Source organism: Acinetobacter sp. Ag2 (genome assembly GCF_001005515.1).
Classification (GTDB): domain Bacteria; phylum Pseudomonadota; class Gammaproteobacteria; order Pseudomonadales; family Moraxellaceae; genus Acinetobacter; species Acinetobacter bereziniae.
Genome location: NZ_LBNA01000029.1, coordinates 36,996 through 53,479 on the forward strand (window position 1 = coordinate 36,996; position 16,484 = coordinate 53,479).

At 37.8% G+C, this 16,484-nt stretch carries 19 protein-coding genes; 14 read left to right on the top strand and 5 right to left on the bottom strand.

Annotated elements, in window-relative coordinates:
- Positions 1 to 81: 81 nt before the first annotated feature.
- The gene (locus AAV97_RS02960) at positions 82 to 1,383 is read right to left on the bottom strand and encodes an OprD family outer membrane porin (protein ID WP_046759764.1); all 1,302 of its coding nucleotides are present in this window, start codon (positions 1,381 to 1,383) and stop codon (positions 82 to 84) included.
- A gap of 309 nt (positions 1,384 to 1,692) precedes the next feature.
- On the opposite strand from AAV97_RS02960, the gene AAV97_RS02965 reads away from it, so the two are divergent.
- Positions 1,693 to 2,463 (top strand): TorF family putative porin, encoded by a 771-nt coding sequence (locus tag AAV97_RS02965; protein ID WP_046759765.1) that lies wholly within the window; start codon positions 1,693 to 1,695, stop codon positions 2,461 to 2,463.
- 498 nt (positions 2,464 to 2,961) lie between these two features.
- Entirely contained in the window at positions 2,962 to 3,732 is a 771-nt protein-coding gene (locus tag AAV97_RS02975; protein WP_046759767.1) for a TorF family putative porin, read from the top strand.
- Positions 3,733 to 3,795: 63 nt separating this feature from the next.
- Here the strand turns inward: AAV97_RS02975 and AAV97_RS02980 are convergent, their stop codons facing one another.
- Positions 3,796 to 4,305, bottom strand: a complete 510-nt coding sequence (locus AAV97_RS02980) for a GNAT family N-acetyltransferase (RefSeq protein WP_046759778.1) — start codon at positions 4,303 to 4,305, stop codon at positions 3,796 to 3,798.
- Positions 4,306 to 4,430: 125 nt separating this feature from the next.
- Positions 4,431 to 5,069, bottom strand: a complete 639-nt coding sequence (locus tag AAV97_RS02985; protein WP_046759768.1) for a hypothetical protein — start codon at positions 5,067 to 5,069, stop codon at positions 4,431 to 4,433.
- A gap of 72 nt (positions 5,070 to 5,141) precedes the next feature.
- Here AAV97_RS02985 and AAV97_RS21535 point away from each other — a divergent pair, with 72 nt between their 5' ends.
- The 5 genes from AAV97_RS21535 to AAV97_RS03010 are packed head-to-tail and all read left to right on the top strand — an operon-like array spanning position 5,142 to position 7,890.
- A complete protein-coding gene (locus AAV97_RS21535) occupies positions 5,142 to 5,348 on the top strand; it encodes a hypothetical protein (RefSeq protein WP_046759769.1) in 207 nt (68 codons plus the stop codon).
- A 4-nt stretch (positions 5,349 to 5,352) separates the two neighbouring features.
- Positions 5,353 to 5,817: a DUF4123 domain-containing protein gene (locus AAV97_RS02995; RefSeq protein ID WP_046759770.1), complete on the top strand. Its 465-nt coding sequence runs from the start codon at positions 5,353 to 5,355 to the stop codon at positions 5,815 to 5,817.
- A complete protein-coding gene (locus tag AAV97_RS03000; protein WP_046759771.1) occupies positions 5,810 to 6,196 on the top strand; it encodes a hypothetical protein in 387 nt (128 codons plus the stop codon). Before AAV97_RS02995 ends, AAV97_RS03000 begins: the two co-directional genes overlap by 8 nt.
- On the top strand, positions 6,196 to 7,014 hold the full coding sequence (locus AAV97_RS03005; protein WP_046759772.1) for a Tox-REase-5 domain-containing protein: 819 nt from the start codon (positions 6,196 to 6,198) through the stop codon (positions 7,012 to 7,014). Before AAV97_RS03000 ends, AAV97_RS03005 begins: the two co-directional genes overlap by 1 nt.
- A 9-nt stretch (positions 7,015 to 7,023) precedes the next feature.
- Positions 7,024 to 7,890, top strand: coding sequence for a hypothetical protein (locus AAV97_RS03010; protein WP_046759773.1), 867 nt, complete (start codon positions 7,024 to 7,026; stop codon positions 7,888 to 7,890).
- Between the two features lie 37 nt (positions 7,891 to 7,927).
- Here the strand turns inward: AAV97_RS03010 and AAV97_RS03015 are convergent, their stop codons facing one another.
- A complete protein-coding gene (locus tag AAV97_RS03015; RefSeq protein ID WP_046759774.1) occupies positions 7,928 to 9,415 on the bottom strand; it encodes a YifB family Mg chelatase-like AAA ATPase in 1,488 nt (495 codons plus the stop codon).
- A gap of 71 nt (positions 9,416 to 9,486) precedes the next feature.
- On the bottom strand, positions 9,487 to 9,714 hold the full coding sequence (locus AAV97_RS03020; RefSeq protein ID WP_004825547.1) for an accessory factor UbiK family protein: 228 nt from the start codon (positions 9,712 to 9,714) through the stop codon (positions 9,487 to 9,489).
- Positions 9,715 to 10,005: 291 nt separating this feature from the next.
- Here AAV97_RS03020 and glnK point away from each other — a divergent pair, with 291 nt between their 5' ends.
- The 7 genes from glnK to AAV97_RS03055 all read left to right on the top strand — a co-directional run bounded on the left by glnK (position 10,006) and on the right by AAV97_RS03055 (position 16,296).
- Positions 10,006 to 10,344: a P-II family nitrogen regulator gene (gene glnK / locus AAV97_RS03025; protein WP_004725283.1), complete on the top strand. Its 339-nt coding sequence runs from the start codon at positions 10,006 to 10,008 to the stop codon at positions 10,342 to 10,344.
- 67 nt (positions 10,345 to 10,411) lie between these two features.
- Positions 10,412 to 11,815, top strand: coding sequence for an ammonium transporter (locus AAV97_RS03030; protein ID WP_046759775.1), 1,404 nt, complete (start codon positions 10,412 to 10,414; stop codon positions 11,813 to 11,815).
- Between the two features lie 160 nt (positions 11,816 to 11,975).
- On the top strand, positions 11,976 to 12,440 hold the full coding sequence (nrdR, locus tag AAV97_RS03035; protein ID WP_004825545.1) for a transcriptional regulator NrdR: 465 nt from the start codon (positions 11,976 to 11,978) through the stop codon (positions 12,438 to 12,440).
- Positions 12,441 to 12,472: 32 nt separating this feature from the next.
- Positions 12,473 to 13,585, top strand: coding sequence for a bifunctional diaminohydroxyphosphoribosylaminopyrimidine deaminase/5-amino-6-(5-phosphoribosylamino)uracil reductase RibD (gene ribD / locus AAV97_RS03040; protein WP_046759776.1), 1,113 nt, complete (start codon positions 12,473 to 12,475; stop codon positions 13,583 to 13,585).
- Positions 13,582 to 14,886 carry a DNA adenine methylase gene (locus AAV97_RS03045; protein ID WP_004825539.1) on the top strand — a complete coding sequence of 435 codons (1,305 nt, stop codon included), beginning with the start codon at positions 13,582 to 13,584 and terminating at the stop codon, positions 14,884 to 14,886. Before ribD ends, AAV97_RS03045 begins: the two co-directional genes overlap by 4 nt.
- Positions 14,887 to 14,980: 94 nt before the next feature.
- On the top strand, positions 14,981 to 15,640 hold the full coding sequence (locus tag AAV97_RS03050; RefSeq protein WP_005034441.1) for a riboflavin synthase: 660 nt from the start codon (positions 14,981 to 14,983) through the stop codon (positions 15,638 to 15,640).
- 110 nt (positions 15,641 to 15,750) lie between these two features.
- Entirely contained in the window at positions 15,751 to 16,296 is a 546-nt protein-coding gene (locus AAV97_RS03055) for a VTT domain-containing protein (protein ID WP_004825534.1), read from the top strand.
- Positions 16,297 to 16,484 lie beyond the last annotated feature (188 nt).

The following is a 16,484-nucleotide window of genomic DNA, read 5'->3' on the forward strand; positions in this document are numbered from 1 at the left end:
TTGAAGATTAAATAATCTTCAAACCAATAAAAAACCTGCATGATTAAATGCAGGTTTTTTTGGTCGTTTTTCTATTTTAAATTAGAAAAATTTCACAGGAATATCAAGGAAAATACGCCATTCGTTGGTATCACCGATATAAACAGGGTTATACGCGTCGCTTGCACGGTAGTAAGAGTGGCGAACACGTAAGCTTGCATCTTTTGCAAAACCGCTTTGCATAGTGTATTTCACTTGGTTGAAGAATTCGCGTTCTTGAGCATTGTCGGTCACATTGCGAACTTTAATATCCCAACCATAAACAAATGCAGTCGTCCAGTTTAATCCAGGAACACCATAACCACCAAAGTCTAAGTTATATTGAACTTGAGCAGATTTTTCATGGTTACCAATAAAGTCAGACAAGTACGAGTTTGGTAAATAAATACTTTGGAAACCATCGGCATTTTGACCATAGTCATAACCAACATCACCCGTGTTTTGTTGGTAAGCTAACATCACACTGTGTGGACCTTGATTATAGGTTGAAGACAACGCCCAAATATTATTGGTCTTTTCTACGCCTGCTTTACCTGTTTCTGCATAGTCAGCATCAACTGGACCCGTTGCCGAGTAAGTATTGGCATTTTTATCAAACTTAGTGTGATAACCACTGAAGTCAAACGTCAAAGAGCTTTGATTTTCTAGAGGATATTTATAATTTGCATTGATATAATGACGCTCTAAAGCATTTTTAGAGTCTAAACCATAATAAGATGCACTGAGTTGGTCATCAAACTTGTACTTAGCACCCCAAACAATAGCATCATCCAGATGATTACTGTCTGTATTGATATGATCAGACATTTGGTCTTTGGTAAATTTACCAGCAACAAGTTCTAAGTTCTTAATTTCACGGCTGGTCAATAAAGTCCCTGTAAAGTATTCAGGAACAAGACGTGTGGTATTACTTGCCAATACAGGTAAATCTAAAACTTGAGTACCATAACGCACAGTGGTGTTTGAGAAACGTGCTTTCACGTTTGCACCACCACGAGCCCAGTGATGGTAAGGATTACCTTGATCATCACGAGGGATCATGTTGTTGCCTGAATGTTGGTTGTCACCAATTTTAAAAGAACCGTCACCCACAACACCCACACCAAAACCAACAACGCCTTGTGTGAAACCTGAATCTAAGTCAACAATTGCAGTTTGTGCAAATGAACTTTGGTCTTCGATGCCATGTTTTTTATCGCGAAGGATGTAACCAGTACGAAACAATACAGAACCTTTGGCATCTTCAACGAAACCTTTTGCATCACTTTGTTCGCTAGCAAATGTAGGTGTAATAAAAGCAGCATTAATTAATATAGCTAAAGTAAGTTTTGGAGCATTCAACATGAATTGCCTCGTGAACGAGAATAAATGGTACTGACTGATTGAATTCAGAGCAGATAATGGATGAATTGTATATTTAATCTATAAAAAGGGAATGACCTTTGATTAAAAATATTACATTTTTGTAATTTTCTACTCAATATTAATTTATTTCTTTATGAAAAAAAATTCTAAAGTTGCTTAAATATGATTAAATCGTTTGAAATTTCCATTATTTTAATGGATTTGGTTGTTCTGTAGCCACTATTTTTACCAAAAATTCAAAAAAACAGTAAAATTTCAGCAAATTTTTCCTCTTACTTATTTAATTTCATGAATTCAATTTTTTCCCAAATTTTATGCGCTTTGCCTATCTGTGTTGTATCGTGTTCTGTATTTGCCGATCAGACAGATCATTCTGCTGAAAATAGTATAATTTCTGGAAATATAGGGGTGGTATCTAAGTATATCTATCGCGGTGGTGAGGAAAATCAAGATCTTGCAATGCAAGGCGGTTTAGCCTATGCGCATCAAAGTGGCATAACATTAGGCTATTGGGGGTCGACTTTAGGCTATGATCCATCAGATGACAGACAAGATCATGGCTTTGAACATAATTTCTATGTGTCATATGGACAGGAAATTGATCAAAATTGGCGCTACAACCTTAAAACCACAGCCTATGTGTACCATCATGGTGGAACGGTCTACGCTGAGCAGGGGGATCATCGTAAAACTGATGATTTAGACATTTTAGCTGAGATTATTTATAAGAATTTAACAGTGGGTGCGGCAGTAATGCTCGCTGATTCATCTTATGCCAATGCGGGTGATGTCTACTTAAGTGCCGCTTATAGTTATCCTTTAGCGCATGAATTTGTGTTCAATACATCTTTTGGCGGCTCTTTCTACAATACTCAGCACGATAATCAGATTGTGCAATCGAAAAAGAATTTTACCTTCAATGAAGCGCGTATAGGTATCAGTAAGTCAATTGCAAATACTGGGCTGTTGGCATCTTTTGATTACGTCGTAGGTGGCAAGAGTCGTATTGGAGAAGATTATGATGATCACATGGTACTTGGCTTGATCTACAATTTTTAGCTGATACTCAAGCCCCATTTTTATGCTCAAAAATTTAACACAGTGCATGACCTAAGATTGGGCATGCACTTTTTTTAAGCATTTTTTAAGTTAAAATCTGTTTTTGATCAAAAATAGTACATTTTGTTGCAGTGTTGTGACATTTTAGCTTTGAAAAATATTTATGAGATTTTTATGTCACGAATCACATCAATGATAGAAAATTTATGCGACGGTTTTACATACTCATCAGCAGTCAAAATCATACTGAAAGTAGGTAAATATGAAGCATCGTCATTCCGTGTTCAATGATCTAATGATCCGTACACAACTCAGAAAAAGAAATTTTATCCAACAAAAAAAATTAATAATTTTATTTATGATCAATAGTTTGGGGTGTTTTAATCAAAATTATAAAAAATTAAAAAATATTCTTGGCATGGCAATTGCTAAATGCTTAGGGAGTTCATCAAATTTTAGCATAACAAATAAACATCGTATGATGGGGGAGCACTCAAGATGAAATTCTCAACTAAAGCACTAGCATTGGCAGTTTTATCGTCTACAGCAACTATGGCAATGGCGGAAGATAACGCACTGTCAAAATTAGGTTTAAGTTTCTCAGGAAGTGCTGCCGTAACGAATGACTATCGTTTTCGTGGTATGACACAAACAGCGAGTGATCCAGCCGTGCAAGCAGGTTTCACTTTATCGCATACTTCAGGTCTATATGTTGGTCTATGGGGCTCCAATGTGAACTTTGGGGAGTCAGATCCTCATTTAGAATTAGACCCATCGATCGGTTTTACAACACCACTCGAACTTTCACCAACGTTTAAGCCAACTTTAGATGTTGGTGTGGTTGAATATAATTACCCAAGTGCAAGCAGTGGCTTTAACTGGACTGAATTTTACGCAAAATTAATATTTGCAGATGTGTTTGTGAAAGGTGGAAGCTTATTAACAAACGTGAACTATACCAATGACTGGGCTGCGGTCGGTGGAAATAGCTGGAATTTTAACCTAGGTTATTCTGCACCATTCGGCGATACTGGTTTTGGTGGTGTTGCCAATGTGGGTTATACCACAATGGATGAAAAAGCATTACCAGACGGTAAAGACAACTATGTAGACTGGAAAGTTGGGGTTAACTACAGTGTTAAATCAATTCCCGGTGTTACTGCGGAACTTGCTGCTGTAGGGACGAATATTGATACGGATGGTTTTACTAATTCAGGGAAACGTGCTGTTGAAACAGGTGCTGTGTTTACGCTAACCAAAGCATTCTAAGTACGATTAAAATGAAAAAAGGTGACTTTATTAAGTCACCTTTTTTGTATCCAGTTAGCCAAGTTAAGCTGTTGCTCCAAATGCAGCATGATAGTTGACTTTCCCCTGTGGAATATCTTGGGTAAAGGTAAGGGCTTGAAAGTATTCAGCAGGGACACCTTCAAGGATCAAATGGGCATAAGGTTTAAAGCCAAATTTTGAGTAGTAAGCAGGATCGCCAAGGACTACACATCCCGCAGCGCCAAGTTGTTTGAGTTGTTGTAAGGACTGTTGTATTAACGCCTTACCCACGCCTTGTTGTTGGTACGCTGGAACAACAGAAACTGGACCTAAGCCATACCAGTTTGGCTCGCCAGAGGAAATCACCACAGGTGAAATCGCAACATGCCCGATGATCTTGCCTTCAAATTCAGCAACAATCGAAATACTTAATTGATTTGCTTCCCTGAGTGCATTCACGATGAAGTGTTCGGTGTGATCTGTATGTGCTGCATGTTCAAAAGCTTGTTGTGTGATATTGAAAATACTTTCAATATCATCTGCTTGTTCGTTGCGTAAAGTTAAGTTAAGCATTTTATTGATTTTCACGAGCTGTAGATGGGATTATATGATTACAATCATACTATTAATGTAATAATAATCCATTCTTAGAATTTTTCATTGAACGTTACCATTTATACTGGTAAATAGTTGGATGTTTATTTGTTTTTGAAAGTTCCAATATAGTAGTTTTTATGTGTTTGAAAATATATATCAAAATCTGAACTCATCATTTCATCTTGTTTGGATTGTAAGGCGAAAATTTTTGAAATATGTGTGAAATAGAAATTTAATCCATCTAAAATATCATCGAATTCATTTAAAGGTTTTAAATCATCATATAAATTCTTTACTTTAGCAATTATGTCTGTAATATCAGGATTATACATCCATATAGTAATTTCATTTTCTTCGAGCTTCCTCACAAAATAATCATCACGATTATTGAGTTCGATCGCATATAGCTGTGCCCCATATTCTGTATATTCTGAATAAATCAGCTTGGTTTGATTTATTTGTGGATGTTCAAATTCAAACTTTCTAATTAAACGTGATAATGTCAAACAATTTGCTAATTGATCAATATTATTGTTTGCGAGTTCATCTAAAAAAGAAATAGCCCATTGAATGACAGCTAATTCACCTGTTCCAGTAATCACTCCATTTTTCCACAAATGAAGTTTATTCGTTTGATCGTGATTAAATAAAAATTCTCCACATGCTTGAATTTTTACTGATCTTTTGTCAGCGGCAATAATTATACTATCTTTTAGTTGAATTGAGAGTAAAAAAGTCATATTATTTCTTAAAAGTATTATTAGATTAAATTAATATTAAGGTCTGTTATAAAATTTTACAAGGAGCAATATATGGCTGGTGGCTCACAAATAATAATTAATAAAAATGGAATTACATTTATTACTCCATCAAAGTTTGAATCGAAAGCAGGTCAACACTTGTTTAAGTCTGGTGAAAAGGTGAAAGTAGTTTTGCCAAATTTCAATCCGATAGAACCTATTTGTGAAGATTGTTTAAGAGCTGCTGCTGTTTCAGGCTCAAGTTATATGCTGAGATGAATAGATGAAAAATTATTATATTATTGATCTAATACATCACAAAGAAAATGAAAAACTACTAATTTTATATCAACATAATCAAAGTGTTTTTCAAAATTCTGACAGTTTATTTTCTACACTTTCTGAATATTATTTAAAAGATATAAGTCCAATTTTATGTCAAGTGGATAAACATGATGAAATATTTATTTCGGAATTTTTAGATAATAAACGCGAGTCAATTTTATTTTTACAGAGTTCACTTTCATTAAGTAGATTATCTCAACGCCTCCAAAATTATATGGAATTTAAAACACCTGATGGGCGTACTGGCATTATCAGATTATACGACCCTAGAGCGTTTCGGAATTTCAATAACATGCTGAAGCTGAAGCAGAAGCAAAATTTTTGGAAAGATATTTTCTTCATACGTGGATGGGATGACATCAACAAAAATTATTATATTGAGGAGCATATAAATAATGTTTGAAGTTGATAGTTTTCAAGAACGATATATGGATGATGAGGATGATAAGCGGTGGTTATATCGAGTCTTACTCGATCTTGCTAACCTTAAATTTCCGTTATTAAAACCTAATCTTGAAAATAATAAAGATTTGTCTACTTTACTTGATCAAGTAATAGCAGATGCTAATGAATATGATTTTTTATATGATGATGAGCTTTTAATACGATACGCATTATATGCGGTTAATCGCAATGAAACGCCTATGCAAAATCCTGAGCTTAGAGAAGCTATAGGAAAATCTGAAACGATCAAGATAGGAATCCAAGATCAATCGGCATTAGCTGATTGGGTTGTGCGTATGAAGAACTTGTTTAATAAACAAGTTCTAGGAGTTGACTGATGGCAATAGTTGCTCCTTGGTTTGGGGGTGCTTTAGGTGGTTCAACCAGAACAGTCCCTCGTGTTACTCCTAGACCAACACAAGGTATTGATCCTATAACTGGTGTACCTATTCGATTAGATGGTCCTCTTCCTATTACTTCGGAATCACAATTAGAAAAAGACGCAAGAAATGGAATGACTCTTGATAAACCTGGCGCAATACCTGTTGAACAAGTGGGTTATGGCGGTGGTAACAATGATCGAAAAAAAGATTGTAAATGCCCAGCATCTCATTTGTGTCATGGCAAACCAAGTATCCAATCTAGAAATGATAATGGTATTCAATATCAACTTTATATTGCAAATCTGTATTCTGCCCCATTAGTTTTCTCTAATTTAGGTATAGCGGAATCAGGGAAATCCTATAAAGTAACAGAATGGGCTTATAGTTCAGTGAATGACTTTGATGGTATGTGGCCAAATAAGTGTGTGGTTGTTGAAGCTAAAGATCGATATGAACATATGTTTAAATATCTTTGGTTCAATAGTACAGAGCAATTGGAAAAGTGGGCTAGGCAAATGAATAAACAGCTTAAAGCTGTTCAACCATCTTGGAAAACTACTAATGCCAAGCAAAAAAAAGTTGAGTTAGAGTGGCATTTCTCTGAATTGAATACGAAGAAAATCGTTGTAAGTGACAACACAATAAACAACCTTATGAAATCAGGATTAAAAGTGAAACATACGGAATTTTTAAATAAAGAAAAACTTGATAAATTAGATAATCAACGAAAGAAAGAATTTGATGAAAATGTTAAACGAGGATATGGAACGTAGGATATATTAATGATGGAAACAAAACCGAAATTTATTTCTCAACCTATTGTAGATTTCATATCTCCATTTCATAAGTATTATATTCAGTTATTCACTGATCATAATCTAACAAAAAGAGAATTTAAACCTAATAATTTGCAAGATTATTTTATTGATTTTTTGGAATTACTTGCCAGAAAAAGTGACTATTTTTCATCAAGTGAATGGTATCTCTATAGTTCAAGAGAGAATATACCTATTTTTTTGGAAAAAAATAATGATGTTTTAAATAGCTTTTTGCAAAAGTACCACAAGGAAAATGATATTGACTATGGATTTTCAATTCCCATGACAATGGATTATAGTATTCGTAATTTGGAAGAGGTTAAACAGTGTATTTTAAAATATGATCATTATTTTAGTGATGATAATTTTTTAAACTCATATGATAATTTGTCTTTTTGTTATGTTGAAGAATATCAAAGTATTCAACCTCATATGTCTATAGAGACAATCGAAATAATAATGAAAAGTATGACTGAGAATTGTAGAAAGCATAAGTTTAACTTTCAGTTTGTTAGCCTGTTTGATAATGATTTTTCAAGTAGACAGTCACCTAATGAACGTGAAAATTATTATGAAGATACATATCAAGTTTATCCCCATCGTTTACAATGTGTGTGGAAGTGTGTTGTAAAAGGAAATTTTACAAAGCGAGATATTCCTCAAGCTAGTAAAGTGGAAAACTTTATGCGAGGTTACACTTTAATTTCTACACTTGATGACCATGAATATTTTTCTTCATATAATTCAGAGCATATTTATAAAGCTAATTTATTAGAGATTAAATTAAATGAATTGGGAGTATTGCCATACAGAACAATTATCAAAAATTAAATTGATGTTTATTAATTGAATAAATATTCAGTTTATATTAATTGTGCGTTCCCCGATAAGACAAAGCTTCTGTCAAATGTGTACTTTGAATTTGTTCACTTTGTGCTAAATCTGCAATGGTCCTTGAAACACGTAAAATACGGTGATATGCCCGTGCAGATAAATTTAAACGTTGTTGTGCCATCTCAATCATCTTTTGGGATGTTTCATCCAAAACTACATATTTTTCCAACTGTTTTGGAGATAAAGCGTGATTTAATCCGCCTTGGCGTTGAATTTGAAAATGAAAAGCTTGAAGTACGCGTTCTCGTACTGTTGCTGAATCTTCAACAGGAGTTGTATCTTGTAATTCTTGAGCTTTTAATGGTGGTACATCGATATGTAGATCAATACGATCCAATAAAGGACCTGAGATTCGACTTTGATAACGTTTGATTGATTCAGCTGAACACTGGCAACGGCTATCTTGATTAAAAGCATAACCACAAGGACATGGATTCATTGCTGCGATGAGTTGAAAATTTGCTGGAAAGGTAATTTGTCTTGATGCTCTTGAAATGATGATTTCTTTAGACTCAAGGGGTTGCCTTAAAACTTCTAGGACTTTCTTATCAAACTCGGGTAATTCATCCAAGAAAAGTACCCCTAAATGCGCAAGTGTAATTTCTCCGGGTTTCGGGTTCGATCCACCTCCCACCAAGGCAATTGCAGAAGCAGTATGATGAGGTGCTCGAAAAGGTCGCTGCCCAAAGTGGTGTTGAGTGTTGGCAATGGAATAAATACTGGCGACTTCGAGATTTTCTTGTGGATTCAATGCAGGCAAAATACTAGGTAAACGTGAAGCTAAAAGTGTTTTACCTGTTCCTGGTGGTCCTTTAAATAAAAGCGAGTGCCCACCTGCAGCGGCAATTTCTAGAGCTCTTCGAGGGCGTAACTGACCTTTTACATCAGCCAAATCAAATTTATATTGTTTGTCCAAAGTAGATTTTTGTGTGGAGGTTACTTCAATTTTTTGTGTATTTAAAAAATGATCACAGACTTGTTTTAAATGATGTGCAGCAAATACCTTGAATTCGGGTAATTGTGCGGCTTCATCAGCATTTTCTTGAGGAAGCATCAATTGGTGCTTTGCCAATTGACAAGCCATTGCAATCGTTAATGTACCTGTAGCAGGTCTTAAATGACCATCCAGTGCTAACTCACCAATAAACTCGAAATCGTCTGTGACATTCTCAGGGAGTTGACCTGTCGCAATCAGAATTCCTAATGCAATCGGAAGATCTAAGCGAGAGCCGTCTTTAGGAAGGTCCGCAGGTGCCAGATTGATGGTCAAGCGTTTGGTTGGAAACTGAAAACCACTATTGATGATTGCAGAGCGGACACGATCCTTACTTTCACGAACGGCTGCTTCTGCCAAACCAACAATCGTTAAAGAAGGTAGTCCTGCACTAACATGGACCTCTACTTCAATTAAAGGTGCATGCAATCCAAGTAAGCCTCGTGTATAAATTTTGGCTAAAGACATTGTTATTTTCCAAGTTTGCTTTATTTTTAATCATTATTATAATTTTTGCACCACTTTTGTGCAAATTTAGTTTATTTTTTATGCTGAATAAGCACCTCAAGTGCTTTTACTTGCGCTTGTAATTCAGTCAATCTTAAATTGGCATTATTTAGTGCAGTTTTTTGACGCTCGATTTCATCTTTAGAGACAATGTCCATTTTGCTAATAGCTTCGTTCAATAAGGCACGTAGGTTATGTTCGATATCTTTTTTAGGTTGATCGACTTGTTCCAAAATTGCTTGTAGTAATGTTTCAATCATGAGGAATCCAAAATGTTGATATTCTTTGCCTAGTGTAACATCGTGTATGGATTTTTACTTGAGTAATTTTTATTGGTTTATCAAGGCATCAAAGATAAGAAAATCGTGAGTGAATTTTAAAAAAATTGATCATTATTGTGAGTTTTTTCAAGTTGAAACTTCACCTAAGGATATACAATAGGTTATAAAGGCAATACGTGTTGATCAAATTAGCCACCCCAACCGTTAATAAGATTGGCACGAAAATTGAACATAAAACCTTACTGGTGAAATAAGCCGAAGGAAAACAATATGAAGCTCGTAACTGCAATTGTAAAACCGTTTAAATTAGATGACGTGCGTGAAGCCTTGTCTGATATAGGCGTTCAAGGGATTACCGTAACTGAGGTTAAAGGTTTTGGTCGTCAAAAAGGGCATACAGAACTTTACCGTGGTGCTGAATATGTCGTGGATTTTCTCCCAAAAGTGAAAATTGAAATCGCGATCAGTGATGACATGGTAGATTCAGTGATTGAATCTATTACACGTGTTGCGAGCACTGGGAAAATTGGTGACGGAAAAATTTTCGTGACGAATTTAGAGCAAGTGATTCGTATTCGTACAGGTGAAACAGGTCCAGACGCTGTTTAATTTGGCACGAAGATTGCTGGTTATGTTGATGAAGACATAACTCACAAAATTAGGTTGGGGGATACGAATGAAAAAAATGCTATTAGCGCTCAGCCTGTCTGGCGCACTTCTTGGCGGATCAGTTGCGTGGGCAGAAGAAAGCGTAACTGAGCCTGCGTCTAGCGCTGTTGCATCAGCAAGTGATGTCAGCACAGCGACAACAGATACCACAGCAAGCGTTGCCCCTGAGGCAACTGCAACAGTTGCACCTGCACCAGAAGCAGAGAAACCAACACTCAACACAGGCGATACTGCGTGGATTTTAGTGTCTACAGCATTGGTCTTGCTGATGACGATTCCAGGTTTGGCATTGTTTTACGGTGGTATGGTTCGTAAGAAAAACGTACTGGCAACAATGGCACAAAGTTTCACTGCTGCAGCAATTGTAAGTATTGTATGGGTGGTTGTGGGGTACTCACTAGCCTTTGGATCTGGCAATGCTTTTATCGGTGGGTTAGATAAAGCCATGTTGTCTGGCATCACCACAGATGCGCTGAGCGGAAGTATCCCTGAAATTCTATTTGTTATTTTCCAAATGACTTTTGCGATTATTACAGTTGCCATTATTAGTGGTTCTGTGGCTGATCGTATGAAGTTCAGCGCTTGGATCAGCTTTATTACCATTTGGGTGATTGTTGTTTATGCTCCGATTGCACATTGGGTGTGGGGTGGTGGTTGGTTAATGAATGACGGTGCACTTGATTTTGCAGGTGGTACAGTGGTTCATATCAACTCAGGTGTTGCTGGTTTAGTTGCTGCATATTTACTCGGTAAACGTATGGGCTTAGGCAAAGAGTCTATGGCGCCACATAACTTAACTTTAACTGTATTGGGTGCGAGTCTGGTATGGGTAGGTTGGTTTGGTTTCAATGGTGGTTCAGCTTTAGGTGCTAATGGTTCAGCAGCATATGCTTTGGTGACAACTCAAGTTGCAGCAGCTGCAGCTGCAATCGCTTGGTTAGTGGTTGAGAAGATTGTTCGTGGCAAAGGCTCTGTATTGGGTGCAGCATCAGGTGCGGTTGCAGGTCTTGTGGTGATTACGCCAGCTGCGGGCTTTGTAACCGTCAGTGGTGCATTGATCATGGGCTTGATTGGTGGTGTGGTATGTTTCTGGGGAATCTCTGGTCTTAAACGTATCTTGAAAGCAGATGACTCTTTAGATGCCTTTGGTCTACATGGTGTGGGCGGTATCGTGGGTGCAATTTTAACAGCAGTTTTTGCAAGCTCGTTCATTATGGGTGACAAAGCGCCAACCAACATGATGCATCAATTATGGGTTCAAGTAGAGGGTGTATTGGCAACGATTGCTTACTCGGCAGTGGTGACATTCATTCTTCTTAAAATTATCGATGTGGTGATTGGAATCCGTGTTGAAAATGATGATGAACGTATGGGCTTGGATTTAAGCCAACATGGTGAACGCATCGAATAATTAGAATGATGAGAACAATAGCTTTTTAGAATAATAACTATATATAGTATTAAACAGCCCGTGAGGGCTGTTTTTTTTCCATATCTTGCGAAACCCTCAACAAAAACCTGTTTTTTTGCTACACTAGCTGAAATTATGAATTTTGCTTAATTAAACCACTATGCATTGTCCATTTTGTAACGCTGCAGATAGTAAAGTGATCGATTCCCGTTTGGCTGCTGAAGGTAGTCAGATTCGTCGTCGCCGTGAATGTATCAGTTGTGGCGAACGTTTTACCACTTTTGAAAGTTATGAAGTGGTGATGCCACGTGTAACCAAGTCTGATGGTAAAAATGAACCATTTGATGAAGCAAAATTGCGTCGTTCTTTGATGCATGCTTTGCAAAAAAGACCTGTGACTCAAGAGCAAATTGAAACAGTCATTAGTGATATTCAATTGCAAATTCGTCGTTTAGGTGAACGTGATGTGCGTTCACGTACCATTGGCGAAATTGTCATGAAATCTTTGTTTGCACTTGATCATGTGGCATATGTGCGTTTTGCTTCGGTTTATCAGGATTTCCAAGATATTGATGCTTTTCGCCATCAAATTGAGCAAATGCAAGCACGTGGTCAAGACCACTGATTTATTTTTCATAGGATTAAATTAGGAATTTTATGTCTGAGTTGGATTCAAACTCTAAGTCTGAAGATGCTGTCAATATCGATCAGGTTTGGATGCAGAAAGCGATTGAGCTCGCCAAGCTTGGACAGTATTCCACACGACCAAATCCAAATGTTGGTTGCGTTATTGTCAAAGATGGAGTCCTCATTGGAGAGGGTTTTCATCCCCAAGCCGGACAACCTCATGCAGAAGTGTTTGCAATGCGTCAAGCTGGAGCGTCTGCAAAAGGCGCAACGGCTTATGTGACTTTGGAGCCTTGTGCACATTATGGTCGTACACCACCTTGTGCAAAAGGTTTGGTTGAAGCAGGTGTGGCAAAAGTTATCGTTGCATGTGCAGACCCAAATCCACTTGTCGCAGGTAAAGGTGTAGAGATTTTACGTCAGGCTGGAATTGTTGTTGAAACAGGTGTTTGTGAACAACAAGCCACCCAACTCAACTTAGGTTTCCTAAAAGCAATGGCAACGGGTTTACCTTATGTGCGTTTAAAAGTCGCTTCGAGTCTAGATGGACGCACCGCTATGGCATCAGGTGAATCCAAATGGATTACTGGTGCTGAGTCTCGTCAAGATGTACAACATTGGCGTGCTATTTCAGGTGCAGTGATTACTGGGATTGAGACCATTTTGGCGGATGATCCTCAGCTTAATGTTCGAAGTTTAGCCAATGTGGAACTGGAAAAAGTCGTACAGCCGAAACGTGTCATCTTAGATCGGAAAGGTCGCCTACCGTTGACCGCTCAAGTGCTTAAGCATCCTGAAACAGTAATGGTAATGGGACCATTTCGTCGGGAATTGGCTGAACTTGGCGTGGTGCAATTAGAGGTCCAGTCATTAAAAGATTTATTAGGCACTTTAAAAGATTTTCAAATTTATGATGTGTTGGTTGAAGCTGGTGCAACCTTATCGACTGCATTTTTACAGGAAAAACTGGTTGATGAGTTAATCAGTTATGTTGCTCCGACTTTTTTAGGGCAATCAGCACGACCAATGTTTAATGCAGAATTTGAAACCATGGCACAACAATTACGTTTTATGCTTAAAGATGTTCATCAATTTGGTGATGATATTCGTTTAAGACTTCTCCCTGCGCAAGAGTCAGTATGAATTCAGAGTTAACATCATCGGTTTATCATAAACGTCGCCATGCTGCGCGTACAACAGATGAATATCTTTTTCATCAGTTGGTTCCTTATTTGGGAAACAAGCGGCGTTTGTTGCACCTGATTCTCGAAGCGCTCGAAATTACTGGAACATTGAATCCTAAAGGTAAACGTGCGCCTATTTTTGCAGATTTTTTTGCAGGTAGCGGAGTCGTTTCACGTTTGGCTCGTCAAAATGGCTATCGTGTGATTGCCAATGATTGGGAGCCTTATAGTCATGCCCTGAACCATGCCATTCTTGCTTGCACCGATGCGCCTGCATTTAAAGAATTGGGTGGCTATCAAAAAGCCATTGATTATTTAAATCGTTTACCTGAAGTCAAAGGTTGGGTGACGCATAATTTATGCCCACGTAATGATGAGATTTATGACCCAGCGCGCGATCGTTTGTTCTTTAAGCGTCGTAATGGTATGCGTATCGATGCAATTCGCCAACAGATTGCGACATGGCAGGCACAAGGCGCTATTGATGATGTTGAAATGAGTGCCTTACTTGCCCCTTTGCTTTACTCAGCCAGTTTTGTCAGTAATACCAGTGGTGTATTTAAAAGTTTTCATCATGGCTGGGGCGGAAAGACTCAAACGGCATTAGAACGAATTGAATCACTGTTGTGGTTAACACCAAGCCGGTTTAGTGAGGTGGGTGACAATAAGCAAAAAACGCCAATGGCGGAAATGTGGTGCGTGGATGCACAGCATTTGGCAAACCAGATGAGCGGTTTTGAAGTGGATGTGGCGTATTTAGATCCTCCTTATAACCAACATGCTTACAGCAGTAATTATCATGTACTCAATTCATTAACCCTTTGGGATCAAGTCGATCTACCTACACCAGACACCAAAGGTTTTAAAAGTGGAATTGATCGCGCATGGCGAAAAGAGCGTCCAAGCCCATATAACTCGTCCAAGCATGCACAAGAAGCTTATGAGAGCCTGTTGGAAACCATTAATGCACGTTATATTCTCACCAGTTACTCCACTGATGGAAATATTGAAGCCAAAGATTTATTGGCGGCAAATCTAAAACGTGGCAAAGTTACCTTGTTGACACAGGATGTTCCGCGTTATCGCGTCAGTAAACAACGTCAGTCAGAGCGTGCTCGTGTACTTGAGTTTATTGTCATTACCGATACGCATGCCAAGTCTGGACCACCTTTGCGTCAGCTTTTGGGGCAACTTTACCATTTTGCTGAGTTGGGTGGTGTGGATACATCGGGTGTGAGTACACAACTGGCTTTATGGTAATCTTGTTATCTTCATCTTTAAATTAAAGCTGGGGATATGCTAATCAACACAATAGATATTCATCAGCCCTCAGATTGAGGCAGTAGGTCGTAGTATGTTCACAGGCATTGTTGAAAGTTTAGGTAAAGTTGACAGCTTACAAAGCGTAGGTGGTGATGTGCGCTTGCGTATTCAGACTGACCTAGATATGTCTGATGTACATTTGGGTGATTCTATTGCTACCAATGGCATTTGCTTAACGGTGATTGACTGGGGAGACAATTGGTATGCTGCCGATGTTTCTCGTGAAAGTCTGAATCGTTCAACTTTGGCAAGTTGGAACGTTGGACAAGTGGTGAATGTTGAAAAAGCAATGTTGCCAACCACACGCTTTGGCGGTCATATTGTCAGTGGGCATGTCGATGCAGTGGGTGAAATTACCGTAGTTCGTTCAGATGCACGTTCGCTATATTTTGAGGTAACTGCACCTGTTGAAATCGCTAAATATTTGGCTGAAAAAGGCTCGATCACTGTAGATGGAATTAGCTTAACCATCAACCATTTACGTGGCAATATTCTTAGTCTCAATTTGATTCCACATACTGCTGAACGTACCAATATTGGAACATGGAAAGTGGGCGCCAAGGTGAACTTGGAAGTTGATGTATTGGCACGTTATATCGAGCGTTTACTGCTCGGTGATAAAGCCGCTGAGGTTAAAGCTGAATCAAAACTGAGCATGGAATTTCTCGCTAAGAATGGTTTTTTAAAATAACTCAAATAGACGCTAAGATCGAAAAAGCCTAATTAATTTAGGCTTTTTAATATTTACATGGTTAAATTAGACTAATATATTGTGGATACTTCTTTGAAGAGAGTTGAGTATTGCTTGATTTTTTATTGCATTTAGAACAATTATTGCCCACTTTCTTAGAAAATTATGGGCTATGGATTTATGCCATTTTGTTTTTGATTATTTTTGCAGAAACTGGCTCAATCTTTATGTTTTTTCTCCCCGGTGATAGCTTATTGATCGCTGTTGGTGCCCTATGCTCGACTGCTGAATCGGTTCATCTTCATTATATGGGGGTGTTGCTGATCATTGCTTCTATTTTAGGTTATATCGTCAATTACTATACAGGGCGAGCTTTAGGCTTTAAGTATTTTCATGCGCATTCACGTTGGTTTAAGCCTGAATATATTAAAAAGACCAATCATTATTTTGAGCGTCATGGGGGGAAAACGATTCTTGTTGCACGTTTTGTACCTTTTGTTCGTTCGTTCGCTCCATTCGCAGCAGGTGCAGGACATATGAAAATGCCTGTATTCATGCTGTATAACGTGTTGGGTGGCTGGATTTGGATTGCGCTGTTGTTGGGTGCAGGTTATGGGGCAGGTAATCTACTGTCGTTATTGATCGATTCATTCTAAACACATTGAGAATAGATACCAATCAGCAGAATGTTGTACTCAACATGCGGCTGATTGGTATCTATCATATGATCGCAGGTTATCATCGAAGAAATTTAAAAAAGCCATCGCAATAAATCAGAATAATATGCCGATATTTTTACGCACTGACACAAAAAAAACTTCAGAAACTGCAAACATAAAAAGCT

What these genes read in the sequence shown, in the direction of transcription:
- AAV97_RS03020 (WP_004825547.1), bottom strand. Translation starts at nt 9,714, where the DNA reads ATGATTGAAACATTACTACAAGCAATTTTGGAACAAGTCGATCAACCT.
- ribD (WP_046759776.1), top strand. Translation starts at nt 12,473, where the DNA reads ATGTCTGAGTTGGATTCAAACTCTAAGTCTGAAGATGCTGTCAATATC.
- nrdR (WP_004825545.1), top strand. Translation starts at nt 11,976, where the DNA reads ATGCATTGTCCATTTTGTAACGCTGCAGATAGTAAAGTGATCGATTCC.
- AAV97_RS03000 (WP_046759771.1), top strand. Translation starts at nt 5,810, where the DNA reads ATGTTTGAAGTTGATAGTTTTCAAGAACGATATATGGATGATGAGGAT.
- AAV97_RS02995 (WP_046759770.1), top strand. Translation starts at nt 5,353, where the DNA reads ATGAAAAATTATTATATTATTGATCTAATACATCACAAAGAAAATGAA.
- AAV97_RS02965 (WP_046759765.1), top strand. Translation starts at nt 1,693, where the DNA reads ATGAATTCAATTTTTTCCCAAATTTTATGCGCTTTGCCTATCTGTGTT.
- AAV97_RS02975 (WP_046759767.1), top strand. Translation starts at nt 2,962, where the DNA reads ATGAAATTCTCAACTAAAGCACTAGCATTGGCAGTTTTATCGTCTACA.
- AAV97_RS03030 (WP_046759775.1), top strand. Translation starts at nt 10,412, where the DNA reads ATGAAAAAAATGCTATTAGCGCTCAGCCTGTCTGGCGCACTTCTTGGC.
- AAV97_RS03045 (WP_004825539.1), top strand. Translation starts at nt 13,582, where the DNA reads ATGAATTCAGAGTTAACATCATCGGTTTATCATAAACGTCGCCATGCT.
- AAV97_RS02985 (WP_046759768.1), bottom strand. Translation starts at nt 5,069, where the DNA reads ATGACTTTTTTACTCTCAATTCAACTAAAAGATAGTATAATTATTGCC.
- AAV97_RS03050 (WP_005034441.1), top strand. Translation starts at nt 14,981, where the DNA reads ATGTTCACAGGCATTGTTGAAAGTTTAGGTAAAGTTGACAGCTTACAA.
- AAV97_RS03005 (WP_046759772.1), top strand. Translation starts at nt 6,196, where the DNA reads ATGGCAATAGTTGCTCCTTGGTTTGGGGGTGCTTTAGGTGGTTCAACC.
- AAV97_RS02960 (WP_046759764.1), bottom strand. Translation starts at nt 1,383, where the DNA reads ATGTTGAATGCTCCAAAACTTACTTTAGCTATATTAATTAATGCTGCT.
- AAV97_RS03010 (WP_046759773.1), top strand. Translation starts at nt 7,024, where the DNA reads ATGATGGAAACAAAACCGAAATTTATTTCTCAACCTATTGTAGATTTC.
- glnK (WP_004725283.1), top strand. Translation starts at nt 10,006, where the DNA reads ATGAAGCTCGTAACTGCAATTGTAAAACCGTTTAAATTAGATGACGTG.
- AAV97_RS02980 (WP_046759778.1), bottom strand. Translation starts at nt 4,305, where the DNA reads ATGCTTAACTTAACTTTACGCAACGAACAAGCAGATGATATTGAAAGT.
- AAV97_RS03015 (WP_046759774.1), bottom strand. Translation starts at nt 9,415, where the DNA reads ATGTCTTTAGCCAAAATTTATACACGAGGCTTACTTGGATTGCATGCA.
- AAV97_RS21535 (WP_046759769.1), top strand. Translation starts at nt 5,142, where the DNA reads ATGGCTGGTGGCTCACAAATAATAATTAATAAAAATGGAATTACATTT.